Source organism: Xanthomonas arboricola pv. juglandis (genome assembly GCF_001013475.1).
In the GTDB taxonomy this organism is placed as follows: domain Bacteria; phylum Pseudomonadota; class Gammaproteobacteria; order Xanthomonadales; family Xanthomonadaceae; genus Xanthomonas; species Xanthomonas arboricola.
Map to the genome: position 1 here is coordinate 397189 of NZ_JZEF01000004.1, position 14548 is coordinate 411736.

Annotated in this window: 14 protein-coding genes and 1 pseudogene; 6 read left to right on the plus strand and 9 right to left on the minus strand. The window is 65.5% G+C overall.

Annotated features, from left to right (window positions below; genetic code table 11):
- Position 1: 1 nt before the first annotated feature.
- On the minus strand, positions 2 to 1651 hold the full coding sequence (locus XARJCFBP2528_RS16715; protein WP_016903954.1) for an electron transfer flavoprotein-ubiquinone oxidoreductase: 1650 nt from the start codon (positions 1649 to 1651) through the stop codon (positions 2 to 4).
- 127 nt (positions 1652 to 1778) lie between these two features.
- Between XARJCFBP2528_RS16715 and XARJCFBP2528_RS16720 the strand changes: the two genes are divergently transcribed.
- The gene (locus tag XARJCFBP2528_RS16720) at positions 1779 to 2378 is read left to right on the plus strand and encodes an alpha-ketoglutarate-dependent dioxygenase AlkB family protein (protein WP_016903955.1); all 600 of its coding nucleotides are present in this window, start codon (positions 1779 to 1781) and stop codon (positions 2376 to 2378) included.
- A 466-nt stretch (positions 2379 to 2844) separates the two neighbouring features.
- On the opposite strand, the gene XARJCFBP2528_RS16730 is transcribed toward XARJCFBP2528_RS16720, so the two are convergent.
- The 4 genes from XARJCFBP2528_RS16730 to XARJCFBP2528_RS16745 form a co-directional block, all read right to left on the minus strand.
- Positions 2845 to 3489, minus strand: a complete 645-nt coding sequence (locus XARJCFBP2528_RS16730) for an ABC-type transport auxiliary lipoprotein family protein (protein ID WP_026064687.1) — start codon at positions 3487 to 3489, stop codon at positions 2845 to 2847.
- Entirely contained in the window at positions 3486 to 4412 is a 927-nt protein-coding gene (locus XARJCFBP2528_RS16735; protein ID WP_016903957.1) for an MlaD family protein, read from the minus strand. Before XARJCFBP2528_RS16735 ends, XARJCFBP2528_RS16730 begins: the two co-directional genes overlap by 4 nt.
- Positions 4413 to 4414: 2 nt before the next feature.
- Positions 4415 to 5257 carry an ABC transporter ATP-binding protein gene (locus XARJCFBP2528_RS16740; RefSeq protein ID WP_016903958.1) on the minus strand — a complete coding sequence of 281 codons (843 nt, stop codon included), beginning with the start codon at positions 5255 to 5257 and terminating at the stop codon, positions 4415 to 4417.
- 85 nt (positions 5258 to 5342) lie between these two features.
- A complete protein-coding gene (locus XARJCFBP2528_RS16745; RefSeq protein ID WP_026064688.1) occupies positions 5343 to 6572 on the minus strand; it encodes an MlaE family ABC transporter permease in 1230 nt (409 codons plus the stop codon).
- A 49-nt stretch (positions 6573 to 6621) separates the two neighbouring features.
- Between XARJCFBP2528_RS16745 and XARJCFBP2528_RS16750 the strand changes: the two genes are divergently transcribed.
- Positions 6622 to 7881, plus strand: coding sequence for a threonine/serine exporter family protein (locus XARJCFBP2528_RS16750; RefSeq protein ID WP_016903960.1), 1260 nt, complete (start codon positions 6622 to 6624; stop codon positions 7879 to 7881).
- A 60-nt stretch (positions 7882 to 7941) separates the two neighbouring features.
- Here XARJCFBP2528_RS16750 and XARJCFBP2528_RS16755 read toward each other — a convergent pair whose 3' ends face one another.
- The 3 genes from XARJCFBP2528_RS16755 to XARJCFBP2528_RS16765 all read right to left on the minus strand — a co-directional run bounded on the left by XARJCFBP2528_RS16755 (position 7942) and on the right by XARJCFBP2528_RS16765 (position 10749).
- Positions 7942 to 8394 (minus strand): H-NS histone family protein, encoded by a 453-nt coding sequence (locus XARJCFBP2528_RS16755; RefSeq protein WP_016902895.1) that lies wholly within the window; start codon positions 8392 to 8394, stop codon positions 7942 to 7944.
- A gap of 144 nt (positions 8395 to 8538) precedes the next feature.
- Positions 8539 to 10233 (minus strand): proline--tRNA ligase, encoded by a 1695-nt coding sequence (locus XARJCFBP2528_RS16760; RefSeq protein ID WP_016902894.1) that lies wholly within the window; start codon positions 10231 to 10233, stop codon positions 8539 to 8541.
- A 114-nt stretch (positions 10234 to 10347) separates the two neighbouring features.
- A complete protein-coding gene (locus XARJCFBP2528_RS16765) occupies positions 10348 to 10749 on the minus strand; it encodes a DUF4124 domain-containing protein (RefSeq protein WP_016902893.1) in 402 nt (133 codons plus the stop codon).
- A gap of 131 nt (positions 10750 to 10880) precedes the next feature.
- Here XARJCFBP2528_RS16765 and pssA point away from each other — a divergent pair, with 131 nt between their 5' ends.
- The 3 genes from pssA to rimI are packed head-to-tail and all read left to right on the plus strand — an operon-like array spanning position 10881 to position 12600.
- The gene (gene pssA, locus XARJCFBP2528_RS16770) at positions 10881 to 11654 is read left to right on the plus strand and encodes a CDP-diacylglycerol--serine O-phosphatidyltransferase (RefSeq protein ID WP_016902892.1); all 774 of its coding nucleotides are present in this window, start codon (positions 10881 to 10883) and stop codon (positions 11652 to 11654) included.
- Positions 11651 to 12121 carry an alanine acetyltransferase gene (locus XARJCFBP2528_RS16775; RefSeq protein ID WP_026064413.1) on the plus strand — a complete coding sequence of 157 codons (471 nt, stop codon included), beginning with the start codon at positions 11651 to 11653 and terminating at the stop codon, positions 12119 to 12121. The genes pssA and XARJCFBP2528_RS16775 overlap by 4 nt, the downstream gene beginning before the upstream one ends.
- Positions 12118 to 12600 (plus strand): ribosomal protein S18-alanine N-acetyltransferase, encoded by a 483-nt coding sequence (gene rimI, locus XARJCFBP2528_RS16780; protein WP_016902890.1) that lies wholly within the window; start codon positions 12118 to 12120, stop codon positions 12598 to 12600. Before XARJCFBP2528_RS16775 ends, rimI begins: the two co-directional genes overlap by 4 nt.
- A 348-nt stretch (positions 12601 to 12948) precedes the next feature.
- Here the strand turns inward: rimI and XARJCFBP2528_RS23740 are convergent, their stop codons facing one another.
- Positions 12949 to 13134 carry a hypothetical protein gene (locus XARJCFBP2528_RS23740; RefSeq protein ID WP_126750558.1) on the minus strand — a complete coding sequence of 62 codons (186 nt, stop codon included), beginning with the start codon at positions 13132 to 13134 and terminating at the stop codon, positions 12949 to 12951.
- Between the two features lie 255 nt (positions 13135 to 13389).
- On the opposite strand from XARJCFBP2528_RS23740, the pseudogene XARJCFBP2528_RS16785 reads away from it, so the two are divergent.
- Positions 13390 to 14524, plus strand: a pseudogene (locus XARJCFBP2528_RS16785) (pectate lyase family protein).
- Positions 14525 to 14548: the final 24 nt, after the last annotated feature.

The following is a 14548-nucleotide window of genomic DNA, read 5'->3' on the forward strand; positions in this document are numbered from 1 at the left end:
CTCACAGATTCTGGTAGTTCGGGCCCGAACCACCCTCCGGCGTGACCCAGGTGATGATCTCGTACGGGTCCTTGATGTCGCAGGTCTTGCAGTGCACGCAGTTGGCGGCGTTGATCTGCAGGCGCTTGCCGGAGGGGCTGCCGGTGTCTGCGACCATTTCGTAGACGTTGGCCGGGCAGAAGCGGGTGCAGGGGTTGTCGTATTCCTGCACGCAGCGGGTGGCGCAGACGTCGGTGTCGAGCACCTTCAGATGCACGGGCTGGTCTTCGTCGTGCTCGGTGGCAGCGAAGTAGACCGCCTGCAGGCGGTCGCGCGGGGCGAGCTCGCGCGTGCCGTAGTCGCGGTTGGGTTGCTCGTAGTCGCCGATCTTGTGCAATGCCGACCAGTCGGGTTTGTTCTTCAGCGTCCATGGCGAGGCGCCCTTGAGCGCGGTTTCCCAGGCGGCATTGAGCAGGCCGAACCACAGGCCCTTCTTGAAACCGGGCTTGATGTTGCGCACCTGCTTCAACTCGGCCATCGCATCGGACGCGCGCAGTTTCGCGTCGAAGCCTTGCGGCGCCAGCTGCGATTGCACCAGATGTTCGGCGGCCAGCATGCCGCTGCGGATCGCCTGATGGGTGCCCTTGATCTTGGGCACGTTGAGCAGGCCGGCGGTGTCGCCGATCAGCAGGGCACCGGGCATTTCCACCTTCGGCAGCGACTGCCAGCCGCCGGTGACGATGGCGCGCGCGCCGGCCGAGAGGATGCTGCCGCCTTCCAGCAATGGCTTGATCAGCGCGTGGTTCTTCCATTGCTGGAAGGCTTCCCACGGCTGGTACTTCGGGTCGCTGTAGTCCAGTCCGCTCACGTAACCGAGCGCGATCTGGTTGTTGTCCAGGTGATACAGGAAGCTGCCGCCATAGGTGCGGTTGTCGGCCGGCCAGCCCAGTGTGTGCACGATCTTGCCGGGACTGACGCGCCCTTCCGGTACCTGCCACAGCTCCTTGATGCCGATCGAATAGCCCTGCGGGTCGGCATCGGCGGTGAGGTCGAAGCGTTTGAGCAGGCGCTTGGTCAGATGCCCGCGCGCGCCTTCGGCCAGCACGGTGACCTTGGCACGGATGTCGATGCCGGCGGTGTAACCGGGTTTGTGCGAACCGTCCTTGGCCACGCCCATGTCGCCGATACGCACGCCGATGACCTGGTCGTTGTCGTCGTGCAGGGTTTCGGCGGCGGCAAAGCCCGGGTAGATCTCCACGCCCAGCGCTTCGGCCTGCGGCGCCAGCCAGGCGCACATTGCGCCCAGGCTGACGATGAAGTTGCCGTGGTTGCGCATGCCTGGCGGCACCACCGGGAACTTGCGCGCGCTGTCCTTGCCGAGAAACCAGAATTCGTCGTCGGTGGCGGCTACGCAGATCGGCGGCGGGTTGTCGCGCCAGCCCGGCAGCAAGGCATCCAGCGGACCCGGCTCGATCACCGCGCCGGACAGGATATGCGCACCGATGGTGCTGGATTTTTCGATCACGCAGACGCTGATGGCCGGATCGAGCTGCTTGAGCCGGATCGCAAAGGCCAGCCCTGCCGGACCGGCGCCGACGGTGACGACGTCGTACTCCATCACGTCGCGCTCGACCGTCTCTGGCGCATTTGCGCCGACTCCTGCTTCCGACATTGCTCCGCTCCCGTTGGCTCGATGGCTGCTGCGCATTTTCCGGGATTCGATGTGACGGCGGCAAATCGGATCGATTCATCCGCGCCGCGCAGCCTCCACTCAGCGGGCGCGTGCTAGCGTTTGATGCATGAAGATTCGGGTGGCGTTGCCGCAAGCGGAGATCGCCTGGTGTCGCGGCTGGTTGCCGCGCGCGCAGGCCGATGCGCTGCTGCAGGCGCTGCTGACGCAGGTGCAGTGGGAGGTGCATCGCATCCGCATGTTCGGGCGCACGGTCGATTCGCCGCGTCTGAGCAGCTGGATGGGCGATCCGGACGCCAGCTATCGCTACTCGGGCACGCAGTTCGCGCCGCAGCCGTGGCTGGAGGTATTGCAGCCTCTACGCACGCGCCTGCAGGCCGAAACCGGGGCGCCGTTCAACAGCGTGCTGGCCAACCGTTACCGCAGCGGCAACGATGCGATGGGCTGGCATAGCGACGACGAGCCGGAGTTGGGCGCGAGACCATTGATCGCCTCGGTAAGCCTGGGTGCGACGCGGCGCTTTGCATTCAAGCATCGCGACGATGCTGCGTTGAAGCAGACGCTGGAATTGGGGCACGGCGATCTGCTGCTGATGGCAGGCGATACCCAGCGCCACTACAAGCATGCATTGCCGCGCACCGCAAAGCCCATCGGCGAGCGCATCAATCTGACCTTTCGTCAGATTGCGCCGCGCGTGTCCCGGCCATAAGAGCGGCTAACGAAGCGTAGCGAGCGCTAGGCTGGCGGTGAGTGCAGTGTTTTTGTTGTCCACATCTTGGTGGATGCAGTCAGCAGTCCGAGTCAAACGCTGAGTGGGTCGAGGGCGCGGTGCCCTCACCGCTCGCGGGACACGCCGTGAACCCGTCCCTGGGGGCTCGGTGGCGGCATCCATGCCGCCACACGGTCCCGCAATCGGTGAGGACACCGCACCAGACAGTTTGCTGGCTGCTTTGTTGAAAGCCATGCACACCGACCATCTCGACTGGTCCTTGCCCGCCCACCATCGCGGGACCTTATGCGGCATGGATGCCGCAGAAGAGCCTACATGGACGTACTTGCGGCGTGTCCCGCGATGGTGGGCGGGCAAGGGCCTGCAGCCAGGCCGCAGATCAGCCGCCCCGCGGTAGACCGGCGTGAAGTGCTTTGTTAACCGCTCTAAGAACTGTCGCCTGCGCTTACAACGAACGCGGCAGGCTCTGGCTGTCCTGCTGGCCGGTGATCAAGGTCCAGCCGACCAGCTCGGTGGTGACCTGCGTCATCGCCTGTTCGAATGCCGCTGCCACGGCAGCCGTGTCGGTGCCGCTGGACGGGCGTGCGACCAGGAAGGTGCGCGAGGCCACCACGCGCTGATCGGCAGCGTGCAGCAGTTTGGCATTGAGTTCGATGGTGGCCGAGGGCAGCGACTGGCCGGCGTAATCGGACTCGAAGCGGCGCAGGTCGATCGCCAGTTTGTAGTCGGAGCGGATGCCGGTGCCGATACGGGCGACGGCGGCGATCTTGCCGGAGTCCTCGAACGCGCGGACCACGCTGTCTTCCAGCATGTCGGTGGCCGGCTGCGCCCAGCCTGCGCCGTGATAGACCTGCAACTCGCCCGGGGTCGGGCGCACGTTGATGCGCGGGCTGTCGATCACCCGCGCGGCGCTGGGCTTGGACACCGACAGTTGCCAGGTTACCTGCGGCCAGGACGGGTTCGGCGCAATCCGCACGTTAGGTGCGTAGATGGTGGCCGGCTTCTTGTCGCCGCCGGTCAACACCGAGCAGCCGCCCAGCGCCAGCAACGAGACGCACAACATGGGACGCAACAGGCGCATGGCAGTCATTTCGGTTCGAACTCCTTGGGTGCGTCGCGGCCGAGCAGGTAGCGCGCAGGGTTGTTGTCCAGTTTGTCGCTGACCCGGCGCAGGTCACGGATCAGGCCGCGCAATTCGGTCAGCGTGGGCCCGAGCTGGCCCAGGCCATCGTTGGCAAAACTATTGATGGCCGCGCGGTTCTCGCCAAGGATGTTGTCGGCGTTGCCGGCGGCCGAATCCAGCTTGACCAGGGTGGCATCGAGCTTTTCCAGGATGCCCGGCAACTGCTGCACCAGGTTCTGGTCCAGCCGCTTGATGGTGCCGTTGGTGGTGGTCAGGGTGGTGTCCAGATTGCGTGCGGCATCGCGCGCGCTGACGATCAGCGCCTGCATGCCTTCGTCGCGATCGGCGATGCCACCACTGATCTTTTCCAGATTCTGCAAGGTGGCGGTGATGCTGGCCACGTTCTTGTCCGAGAGCATCTGGTCCATGCGCTCGACGATGCGGTTGGCGGTGTCGGTGATGTTCTGCAATGCCGACGGCGTGGTCTGGATGATCGGCGCATCGCTCTTGTCGATGGTGGTCAGCGACGGTGCCTCGGGCGTGCCACCGGAGAGCTGGATGATCGACGGGCCGGTCAGGCTGGTGATGGCCAGCTTGGCGCGCGTGTCGCTCTTGATCGGCGTGGTGGAGTTCACCCGCACGTGCGCGACCACCTGGCGCGGGTCGTTCGGCGCCAGCGTCAGCTCGGTGATCGAGCCCACCGCGATGCCGTTGTATTGCACCGGGCTGCCGACCGTCAGGCCGGTCACCGCCTCGCGGAACACCACCCGGTATTGCTGCCAGGTACGGTCGGAGGAGTATTTTGCGGCCCATAGCCCGAACAGCAGCAGGGCCAGGCCCGCCACGATGGTGAAGGCGCCGATCAAGACGTAATTGGCTTTGGTTTCCATGCTCAGGCGGTCTCGGTGGAGTCGGTCTTGGCCGCGCGCGCGGCGCGGGCGCGCGGACCGTGGAAATATTCCTGGATCCAGGGGTGGTCGATCTGCTCGACTTCGGCCAGCGGCGCGTTGGCGATCACCTTGCGATCGGCCAGCACCGCGATGCGGTCGCAGATGGCGTACAGCGTATCCAGGTCATGGGTAATCAGGAACACGGTCAGGCCCAGCGCCTGCTGCAGGGTGCGGATCAACCGGTCGAAGGCGGCCGCGCCGATCGGGTCCAGCCCGGCGGTGGGCTCGTCCAGAAACAGCAGCGGCGGATCCAGCGCCAGCGCCCGCGCCAGGCCGGCGCGCTTGCGCATGCCGCCGGACAGCTGCGAGGGCAGCTTGTCCAGTGCATCGGCCGGCAGGCCGGCCAGCTTGATCTTCAGCAGCGCCAGCTCGAAATACCAGCGCTCGGGAAACTCGCCGTGATGCTCCTTCAGCGGGACCTGCACGTTTTCGCCGACGGTCATCGACGAGAACAGCGCGCCGTCCTGAAACAGCACCCCGGTATTGCGGGTGATGTGCTGGCGGTCGGCGAAACGACCCGAGCGCGCGTCCGCCCCCAGCACCTGGATGCTGCCGGCGTCCGGCTCGCGCAGGCCCAGGATGCTGCGCATCAGTACCGACTTGCCGGTGCCCGAGCCGCCGACCACGCCCAGGATCTCGCCGCGACGCACGTCCAGGTCCAGCTCCTCGTGCACGACCTGGCTGCCGAAGCGATTGGTCAGCCCGCGCACCGAGATCGCCAGCTGGTCATCCTCGGTCTCGGGTTCGGTGCCGGGAGTGGGGATTTGGGATTCGGGATTGGTCACAGCACGGCTCTCCCGAGTGTCAAAGCGCCAGCTGCGCTCCTGCCTTGCACGAATCCCGAATCCCGAATGTCGAATCCCGATCTCATCACCACCCCATCTTCATGAACCACAGCGCGGCGATCGCGTCGAGGATGATGACCAAGGAAATCGTCTGCACCACCGAGGAGGTGGTGCGTTCGCCAACCGACTGCGCGGTGCCGCTGACCTTCAGGCCTTCCAGACAGCCGATCAAGCCGATCACCAGCGCAAACAGCGGCGCCTTGGATAGCCCGACCAGGAAATGCCGCAGCTGGATGGTGTCGTGCATGCGCGCCAGATACATCTGCGGCGGGATATCCAGATCGAACGCGCCCACGGTGACGCCACCGGCCAGGCCGGCGATCATCGCGATGAAGGTCAGCAGCGGCAGGGTGAAGATCAGCGCAAGCAGGCGCGGAATCACCAGCAGGTCGATCGGGTCCAGGCCCAGGGTGCGGATGGCATCCACTTCCTCGCGCGATTTCATCGCACCGATCTGCGCGGTAAACGCGCTGGCGGTGCGCCCGGCCAGCACGATGGCGGTCAGCAGCACCGCGAACTCGCGCAGAAAGGCGATCGACACCAGCTCCACCACGTAAATCTCCGCGCCGAAGTCGCGCAGGATGGTCGAGCCCAGGAACGCGATCACCGCGCCGACCAGATACGACAGCAGCACCACCAGCGGCACCGCATCCAGGCCGACCTGCTCCATGTGGTGCACGGTGGAGGTCAGGCGGAAGCGCCGCGGCTCGTGGATCAGCCGCGCGATCTTGACCAGGTTCTCGCCCAGAAAACTGTTCAGCTCCAGAATGCCCTGGCCGACGCCGTGGGTGGTGCGGCCCAGACGGTCCAGCGCGGCGACGAAGCCGTAATCGCGTTTGGGCTTGGGGCGTTCGTCGTTGAGTTCCTCGATGGTGCACACCAGCGCCTGGTGCTCATCGCGGAAGTCGATCGCGTCTTCCTTCAGGCCCATGCGGCTGGCGAAGCGCAGCAGCTGCAGCACCCCGGCCGAGTCCAGTTGCCCGATGCCGCGCGCGTCGATGCGCCGGACCCCTTCGGGCACGGCCTGCAGCAGCTCGGCCTGGGGCAATGCGGTCGCCAGGACCCAACTGCCAGCGAGGCGGAGCTGTGCGTGATCCTGCGAGTCTTGTTCGATGCGTGGAGGTTGCGCTTTGATCATGGGTGGCCTGTCCGTGGCGCCAGCATACCGCGCCCGGCGTGAGCGAATGATGGGGACGCTTCGCAGCTGCGGTCCCGGCACAGACAATCGACGCGCCGGCCAGGTGCGCTGCGGCATACACTGGCGGCCTCGCCAGACGGCGTTTCTCCGATCCGACCCGCCACGCATGTCCGCTGCCACCGTCGTCCAACCGTCCGCCAGCGCCACCTATGCCCAGCGCGTCGCCTTTGTTTCGGAAATCGCCGGACGCCTGCATTCCTACGGCACCACGGCGCAGCGTCTGGAGGCCGCCGTGGTCGGACTGTCGCACAAGCTGGGCCTGGACTGCGAGCCCTGGTCCAATCCCACCGGGATCATTTTGAGCTTCAGCGACCCGACCAAGGCCATCGGCTCCAGCGACATCACCCGGGTGATCCGGCTGGCCCCGGGCGAGAACGACCTTTACAAGCTCAGCGTGGCCGATTACGTGGCCGACGGCGTGGCCAACGGGCGCATGAGCATCGCGCAGGGCCACACCGCGCTGCGGCGGCTGGACCGCGAGGTCGATCGGCGCGGCAAGACCATGCAGGTGCTGGCATTCGGGCTGGCCGCTGCCGGCGTGGCAGGGCTGTGGAAACTGCCCTGGCTGGATATCGCCACCGCCGGCGCGATCGGGATGTCGATCGGCCTGCTGACCCAATACACCGACAGGCGGCCGGCGACCAAGGAGGCCGGCGAGGCGCTGGCCGGCCTGCTGGCCGGGGTGGTGGCCGCGGTGGTGGCGTCGCTGGTCGGGCCACTGAACCTCAATACGGTGATCATCGCCTCGCTGGTGGTGCTGCTGCCCGGCATGTCGTTGACCAATGCCTTCAACGAGCTGGCCAGCCAGCACTGGGTCTCGGGCACGGCGCGGCTGGCCGGTGCGGTGACCACGGTGCTCAAGCTCACCGTCGGTGCGGTGATCGCGGTGACGCTGACCCAGGTGCTCGGCCTGCACCCGCAGGTGGCCGCATTGCGCCCACAGTCCGGCTGGGTGGAGTGGGCCTCGCTGCTGGTGGCCGCCTATGCCTTTGCGGTGTTGTTCAAGGCCAATCGACGCGATTATTTATGGATCATGGCGGCGGCCATGTCCGGGTATGTCATCGCGCGTTATGCCGGGCATGCCTGGGGTGGCCCGGCCGGCGTCTTTGCATCGGCCATGGCATTGACCGCCGCCGGTAATCTGTTCGGGCGGGTGGTGCAAAAACCCGGTGCATTGATCCGTTTGCCCGGCATCATCATGCTGGTTCCGGGCAGTGTCAGCCTGCGCGGCTTTCTGACCCTGGTACAGCAACAGGATGTCAGTGTCGGGCAGGCCGCGCTATTGGCGGTGACCAATATCGTGATGGCCTTGATGGCCGGATTGCTGTTCGGCAATCTGTTGATTCCGGCCCGCAAGAATTTATGACCGGTAGAAAAACGCGCAATAAAAAACGCCGGCACTGCCGGCGTTTTTTATTGGTAACAATCAAGCAGCCTTGGGCTTCTTGGTCGCGCGCTTGGTGGCGGCTTTGCGCGGCGCGGCCTTCTTGGCCGGGGTCTTCCTGGCGCTGACCTTGCTGATCAGAAAGTCTTCGACCTTCTTGCCGGCGGCGGTCAGTTCGGCCAGCCAGCGCGGCTGCTTGCCGCGGCCGGTCCAGGCTTCCTGGGGATTGGCGGGGTTGCGATACTTCGGCGGAACCTTGCCCAGCTTGCGGCCGGCGCGCGGGCCCGGCTTGGCAGCGGCAGCCGGACGACCCGGACCGGCGCTGGCGCCAAACAATTCTTCGATGGAATAACCCTGGGCTTTTGCCGCACGGGTCAGCTGCGTGCGAACCTTGGCAATCGGGGCGCGCTTGGCAACCACGGTCTGCTGCTTTTTCGCGTTTTTGATCAGTGCACCCAATTGCTTGGCCGACAGGCCGCTAAGATCGATCGACATCACTACTCCGGAAGATGAGAGAGAAAAGAATGCCGGTCCGTGGCAGCGCTGGCCATCATAATGTCAGAAAACCCAAGTGACAAATGCGCCGAAATAATTCGGCGCCTTGTGTTCATCCAATTGAAGTAGTTTCGGGTGATTTGATCAACGACCCAGGCGGGAGAATAACCCGGCCTTATCCAGGTTTTCTGCTGCCTCTGCAGTGCGGGCGCGATATTCAAATGTACCGGCGGCCAATCCACGTTCGGAGACCACCACCCGATGCGGAATACCCAATAGTTCCATATCGGCAAACATCGCGCCCGGGCGCAGGCCACGGTCGTCCAGCGCCGCTTCGATCCCTGCGGCGATTAATTCGTCCAGCAATGCCTGAGCGGCGGCAACCACCTGCGCATCCTGCTTGGGGTTGATGATGCAGACCACCACCTGCCACGGTGCCATCGGCGCGGGCCAGACGATGCCGGCATCGTCATGGTTCTGCTCGATCGCCGCGGCCACGATGCGCGAAATGCCGATGCCGTAGCAGCCCATCTTCATCACTGCGGGCTTGCCGTTCTCGTCGATCACGGTGGCCTGCAATGCCTGCGCATACTGGCTGCCGAGCTGGAACACATGGCCCACCTCGATGCCGCGGGCCAGCCGCAGCTCGCCGCCATCGGCCGCGCGTTCGCCGTCGATGACGTTGCGCACATCGGCAACGGTTTCCGGTTCCGGCAGGTCGCGGCCCCAATTGACGCCCACCAGGTGCGCGCCGGGCACATTGGCGCCGACCACGAAATCGGCCAGCGCCGCGACATCGCGATCTGCCACCACGCGCACCGGGCGGGCGGTATTCACCGGACCCAGGAAGCCCGGCTCGCAGCCGAGGTGGTCGCGGATTTCGGTTTCGTTGGCCAGGCGGTAGCCGGCCAGGCCGGCGACCTTGCCAAGCTTGATCTCGTTGACGGCGTGATCGCCGCGTACCAGCACCAGCACGAAGCCGGCTTCGGTCATCACCGCCACCGACTTGACCGTGCGCTGCAGCGCGATGCCCAGCAACTGGGCGACGTCTTCGCAGGTCTTCTGGCTGGGCGTTGCGACCTGGCGCATCGCCTCGCCAGCCGCGGCGCGCGGGGCGGGCAGGGCGGCGCTGGCGGTTTCCACGTTGGCGGCGTAATCGGAGCCGGTGGAGAACGCCAGCGAGTCCTCGCCGGAGGCGGCGATGACGTGGAATTCCTGCGAGGCGTCGCCGCCGATGGCGCCGGAGTCGGCCTGCACGGCGCGGAATTCCAGCCCCAGCCGGGTGAAGATGCGGGTATAGGCCGCGCGCATGTTGTCGTACTCGCGCGCCATGTCGGCATCGGTGAGATGGAAGGAATAGGCATCCTTCATCAGGAATTCGCGTGCACGCATCACCCCGAAGCGCGGGCGGATCTCATCGCGGAACTTGGTTTGGATCTGGTAGAAGTTCAGCGGCAGCTGCTTGTAGCTGTTGATCTCCTGGCGCGCGAATTCGGCCGCGGCCTCTTCGGCGGTCGGGCTATAGCAGAACTCCTGCTCCTTGCGATCCTTGATCTTGAGCAACTGCCCGCCGAACTTCTCCCAACGGCCGGTGGCGTCCCACAGCTCGCGCGGCTGGATGGTGGGGAACAGCACTTCCACCGCCCCGGCGCGGTTCATCTCCTCGCGCACGATGGCCTCGACCTTGCGCAGCACGCGCAGACCCAGTGGCGACCAGGTGTACAGCCCGGAGGCCAGCTTGCGGATCATGCCCGCGCGCAGCATCAGACGGTGGCTGACCAGCTCGGCGTCGGCCGGGGTTTCCTTGGTGGTGTGCAGGTGGAACTGGGAAAGACGCATCGGGCTTCGCTTGGGCGGAAAGCCCATAGTTTGCCAGTCTCGCGCCCTGCCGGTCAGTGGCGCCGGCCGATCGGCCGTGCGTATGGACCGGCAGGTGGCCGGTCCCGGGCCGGCTCAGGTGGCCGGATTGCCGCTCGCTGTCGGCTTGCAATAGGCCTTGGCCGCCGCTTCGGCGAGATTGCGCTGCGCCGCGCGGGCGTCCGGGTCCAGCGGGGTGCCGGGCTTGCCGTCGGCGCCGGCGCCCATGGTGACCTCGCCCTTGCCGCTGAGCAGTTCCAGGTTGCGGCGTGCGGTCAGGCAGTCGGCCGATTCGGGCGTGGCGGCCTCCGGCGCGGCGATGGCGGCGGTGCCGCTGCGCGCATCGATCCGGCGCGCTTCGTAGCGCTGGCCGGTTGGTGGCGGGGTTTCGGTGTAGTGGGTGACGCCCTTGGCGTCCTTCCATTTATATAGATCGGTGGCGCCGGCGGCGGCGCTGACCAGCATCAACAGGGCGCAAAGCCCGGACGACAGGTGCATATGGCTTCCCCTGGATGATTCCCGCGGCGATTGCAGCATCCGCGGCCCGCGCTGGCAAGTGACGCCGCGGGCGGGCGCGTACGATGCAAGCGCGCTACCGCCGGACGGACCTCAGGCCCTACACTTGCCGGATGGATGAGATGAGACCGCCCCCGCGCTCGCGCACGATTTACCTGCTGCCGAACCTGTTCACCACCGCCGGGCTGTTTTCCGGTTTCTACGCCATCATCGCCGCCGCCAATGGGCAATTCGTCCAGGCCGCCATGGCGGTGTTCGTGGCCGCGGTGATGGACGGGCTGGACGGCCGGGTCGCGCGCCTGACCAATACCAGCAGCGAATTCGGCGTGCAGTACGACTCGCTGGCCGATCTGGTCAGCTTCGGCATGGCCCCGGCGCTGGTGATGTACCACTGGTCGCTGTCGGCATTGAAGTACGACAGCAACGTGATGGGCCGGGTCGGCTGGTCGGCCGCGTTTCTGTATGCGGCCTGCGCGGCGCTGCGGCTGGCACGCTTCAATACGCAGGTGGGCGTGGTCGACAAGCGCTGGTTCATCGGCCTGGCCAGCCCGGCGGCCGCCGGCCTGATGATGTCCTTCGTGTGGGCGTTTGCCGACGACAGCCTGGGCTTTGATGGCGAGCAGCTACGTTACTTGGCGCTTGCGGTCACCGTGGTAGCGGCCTTGCTGATGGTCAGCCGGATCCGGTTCTGGAGTTTCAAGGGCGGCGCGCGTGGTCCGCGCGCCGACCGTGTGCCGTTCCTGGCGCTGGCGATCGCCACGGTGGTGATTGCGTTGCTGGTGATCGATCTGGCCCGTTCGCTGCTGGTGATCGGCGTGCTGTATGCGCTGTCCGGCCCGGTGATGTGGCTGTGGCGGCGCTGGCGGCGCACGCCCGAGCTGCCATGAGTCAATTGGCCTCCGAGCCGATGTGGTCCGATTTGCAGGTGTCGTACCTGCAGGCGTTGGGGCACACCGTGTATCTGGACCGCGACAGCGTGGACGCGGCGGCGGCGCCTGACGAGACGATCGAGCGCGCGCCGGCGGCTGCACCGCTGCGCGTGGAGCGCGCGCCGCCAACGCCGCCGCCCGCGGCACCGCCTGGGGTGCGTCGCAGCGCACCGGTCGCACCGGCCGACGCGCCGCAGGCGGTCGCGACTGCGTCTTCGACGGCGCCGCAGCGGCGCAACCGGGTCGGTATGCCCGATCGCCTGCAGATGGCATTGCTGCGCGCCTCCGGCTGCAATCCGGGCAATCCGAATACCCAGGCCTTGATGGCATCCTGGCCGCTGGCCGAGTTGCGTGGCAATCCGGCAGCCAAGCGCGCGCTGTGGCCGCAACTGCGTGCGCTGCGGCGGCGTCGGGATCCGGCATGAGCGCCTTGAACATGCCGCTGCCCACCTCGCTGCGCGCCATGCGCGAAAGCGATCTGGATGTGGTCATGGACATCGAACACCGCGCCTATCCGTTCCCGTGGACGCGCAGCATCTTTCGCGACTGCCTGCAGGCCGGCTATCCGGGCTGGGTGATGGAGCAGGGCGGGCAGGTCATCGGCTACGGGGTGATCAGCATCGCCGCCGACGAGGCGCACGTGCTCAATGTCTGCATCGCACCGGAGGCGCAATCCCAGGGGCATGGCCGCGTGCTGTTGCGCGCGCTGATCAAGGGTGCCTGCGATCGCGGCGCGCGTCGCGCGTTTCTGGAAGTACGCCCGTCTAACCCCTCGGCGATCGCGCTGTATCACTCCGAAGGCTTCAACGAAATCGGGCGGCGCCCACGTTACTACCCCTCCAACACCGGCCGCGAAGATGCGTTGGTGATGGCGATCGAGTTGTCCTTCGAAGGGTTTTCCTGAGCGCCATCGGCGGTAGCTGATGGGAGTGGTTTCGCGCGTGCTGCCGGAACCGCGCGCATACACCTGATACCTGCCGCGCGGTTGCCCTGTTGAGGGGGCTCACGACCTGGAGACGCCAGTCTGCTCTTGGGTCACGGTCAGACGACCGCTCCGGAGCTTTCGGTTCGCAGCATGCGGCTTTGTCGTTACGAAATACGCTCAGGTAATCAGGCATTGCGCGCCGTGACCCGAGCCCTTGCGTATCGCTGCAATCGATCGCAACAGGCCGCACTTTTCCTCCATTACAGCGCTTGAGTCGGCCGCCTGCGCGCCGCCATCTGCCATGACGCGCTTGCATGCACATGGTGATTATTTCGCCATCTTGTGTTTGACGTTTTCAGCGGCGTGATCAATTGCGTCCAGACGTGCGCGACGCCGCACGATGGCGATCCATCGCATTGCAGCCGCTGTACGCGTCAAAAAAACATGCAGGCATGTGATCGTGGCGGCACACCGTGCCGGACCTGTGTCCGTCTGCATTGCGATGCGGATCATGCTGCGCTGCAGTGTCCTTACGCCTGTCTCTGCGTGTCTTGATTGCAGCGTTTTGTCTTCTCTTGCGTGTCCCGCAACCGTTTGCGTGACTGCGCGTGCACATCGATGCATCGGCTGGATGCAAGCCAATGCGATGCTCCTAGTATCGATGTCGCTGAACTGAACATTACATATATGAAAAGTATGTTCCGCGCCTGCTAGACGAGGGGTGTGCCGCCGCGCGGCGCATCGAACCTATCCGAGGGAGACATCAAGATGAAGCCGAAATTTTCAACGGCGGCCGCCGCGTCGCTGTTTGTCGGGTTGTTGCTGGTCGTTGGCATTGCCTGTGCCGATCCTGCGCTGGAAGTTGCAACCACCGGTTGGGCAACACAGAACGGAGGGACCAAGGGCGGCTCCAAAGCGGCAGCTGCCAACATCATATACGGTCAAGACCGCCGCAGAGCTGAAGAGCGCGCTCAAAGCCAGCGTGGGCAGCAACGGGCGCATCATCAAGATCAGCGGCATCATCGATGTCAGCGAGGGCACGCCGTACACCGCGACCTCGGATATGAAGACCCGCGCGCGCCTGGACATTCCGACCAAGACCACGCTGATCGGCATCACCAGCAACGCGGAGATCCGCGAAGGCTATTTCTACGTCAAGGCCAACGACGTCATCATCCGCAACCTCACCATCGAAAATCCGTGGGATCCGGAGCCGGTCTGGGATCCGGATGACGGCAGCGCCGGCAACTGGAATTCCGAGTACGACGGCCTCACGGTCGAGGGCGCAACCAATGTGTGGGTGGACCATGTCACCTTCACCGACGGTCGCCGCACCGACGATCAGAACGGCACTGCCAACGGTCGCCCCAAGCAGCATCACGACGGTGCGATGGACGTCAAGAAGGGCGCCAACTTCGTCACCATTTCCTACTCGGCGTTCAAGTCGCACGAGAAGAACAGCCTGATCGGCTCCAGCGACAGCGCCTCCAGCACCGACAGCGGCAAGCTCAAGGTGACCATCCACAACACCTTGTTCGAGAATATCTCCGCGCGCGCACCGCGTGTGCGTTTCGGCCAGGTGCACCTGTACAACAACTACCACGTCGGCAGCACCAGCAATAAGGTCTATCCGTTCTCGCACGCGCACGGTGTGGGCAAGGAGTCGAAGATCTTCTCGGAGAACAATGCGTTCGACATCAGCGGGGTGAGCGGCTGCGACAAGATTGCGGCCGATTACGGCGGCAGCGTGTACCGCGACCAGGGCTCACTGCTCAACGGCGAGGCGCTGACCTGCTCGTGGAATACCAACATCGGCTGGACCCCGCCGTATACCTATAGCCTGCTGTCGGCCGACAAGGTGGCTGCAGACGTCAAGGCAAAGGCCGGTGCAGGTAAGCTGTAAGGCGTCTTCCACTCGCAACGCTGC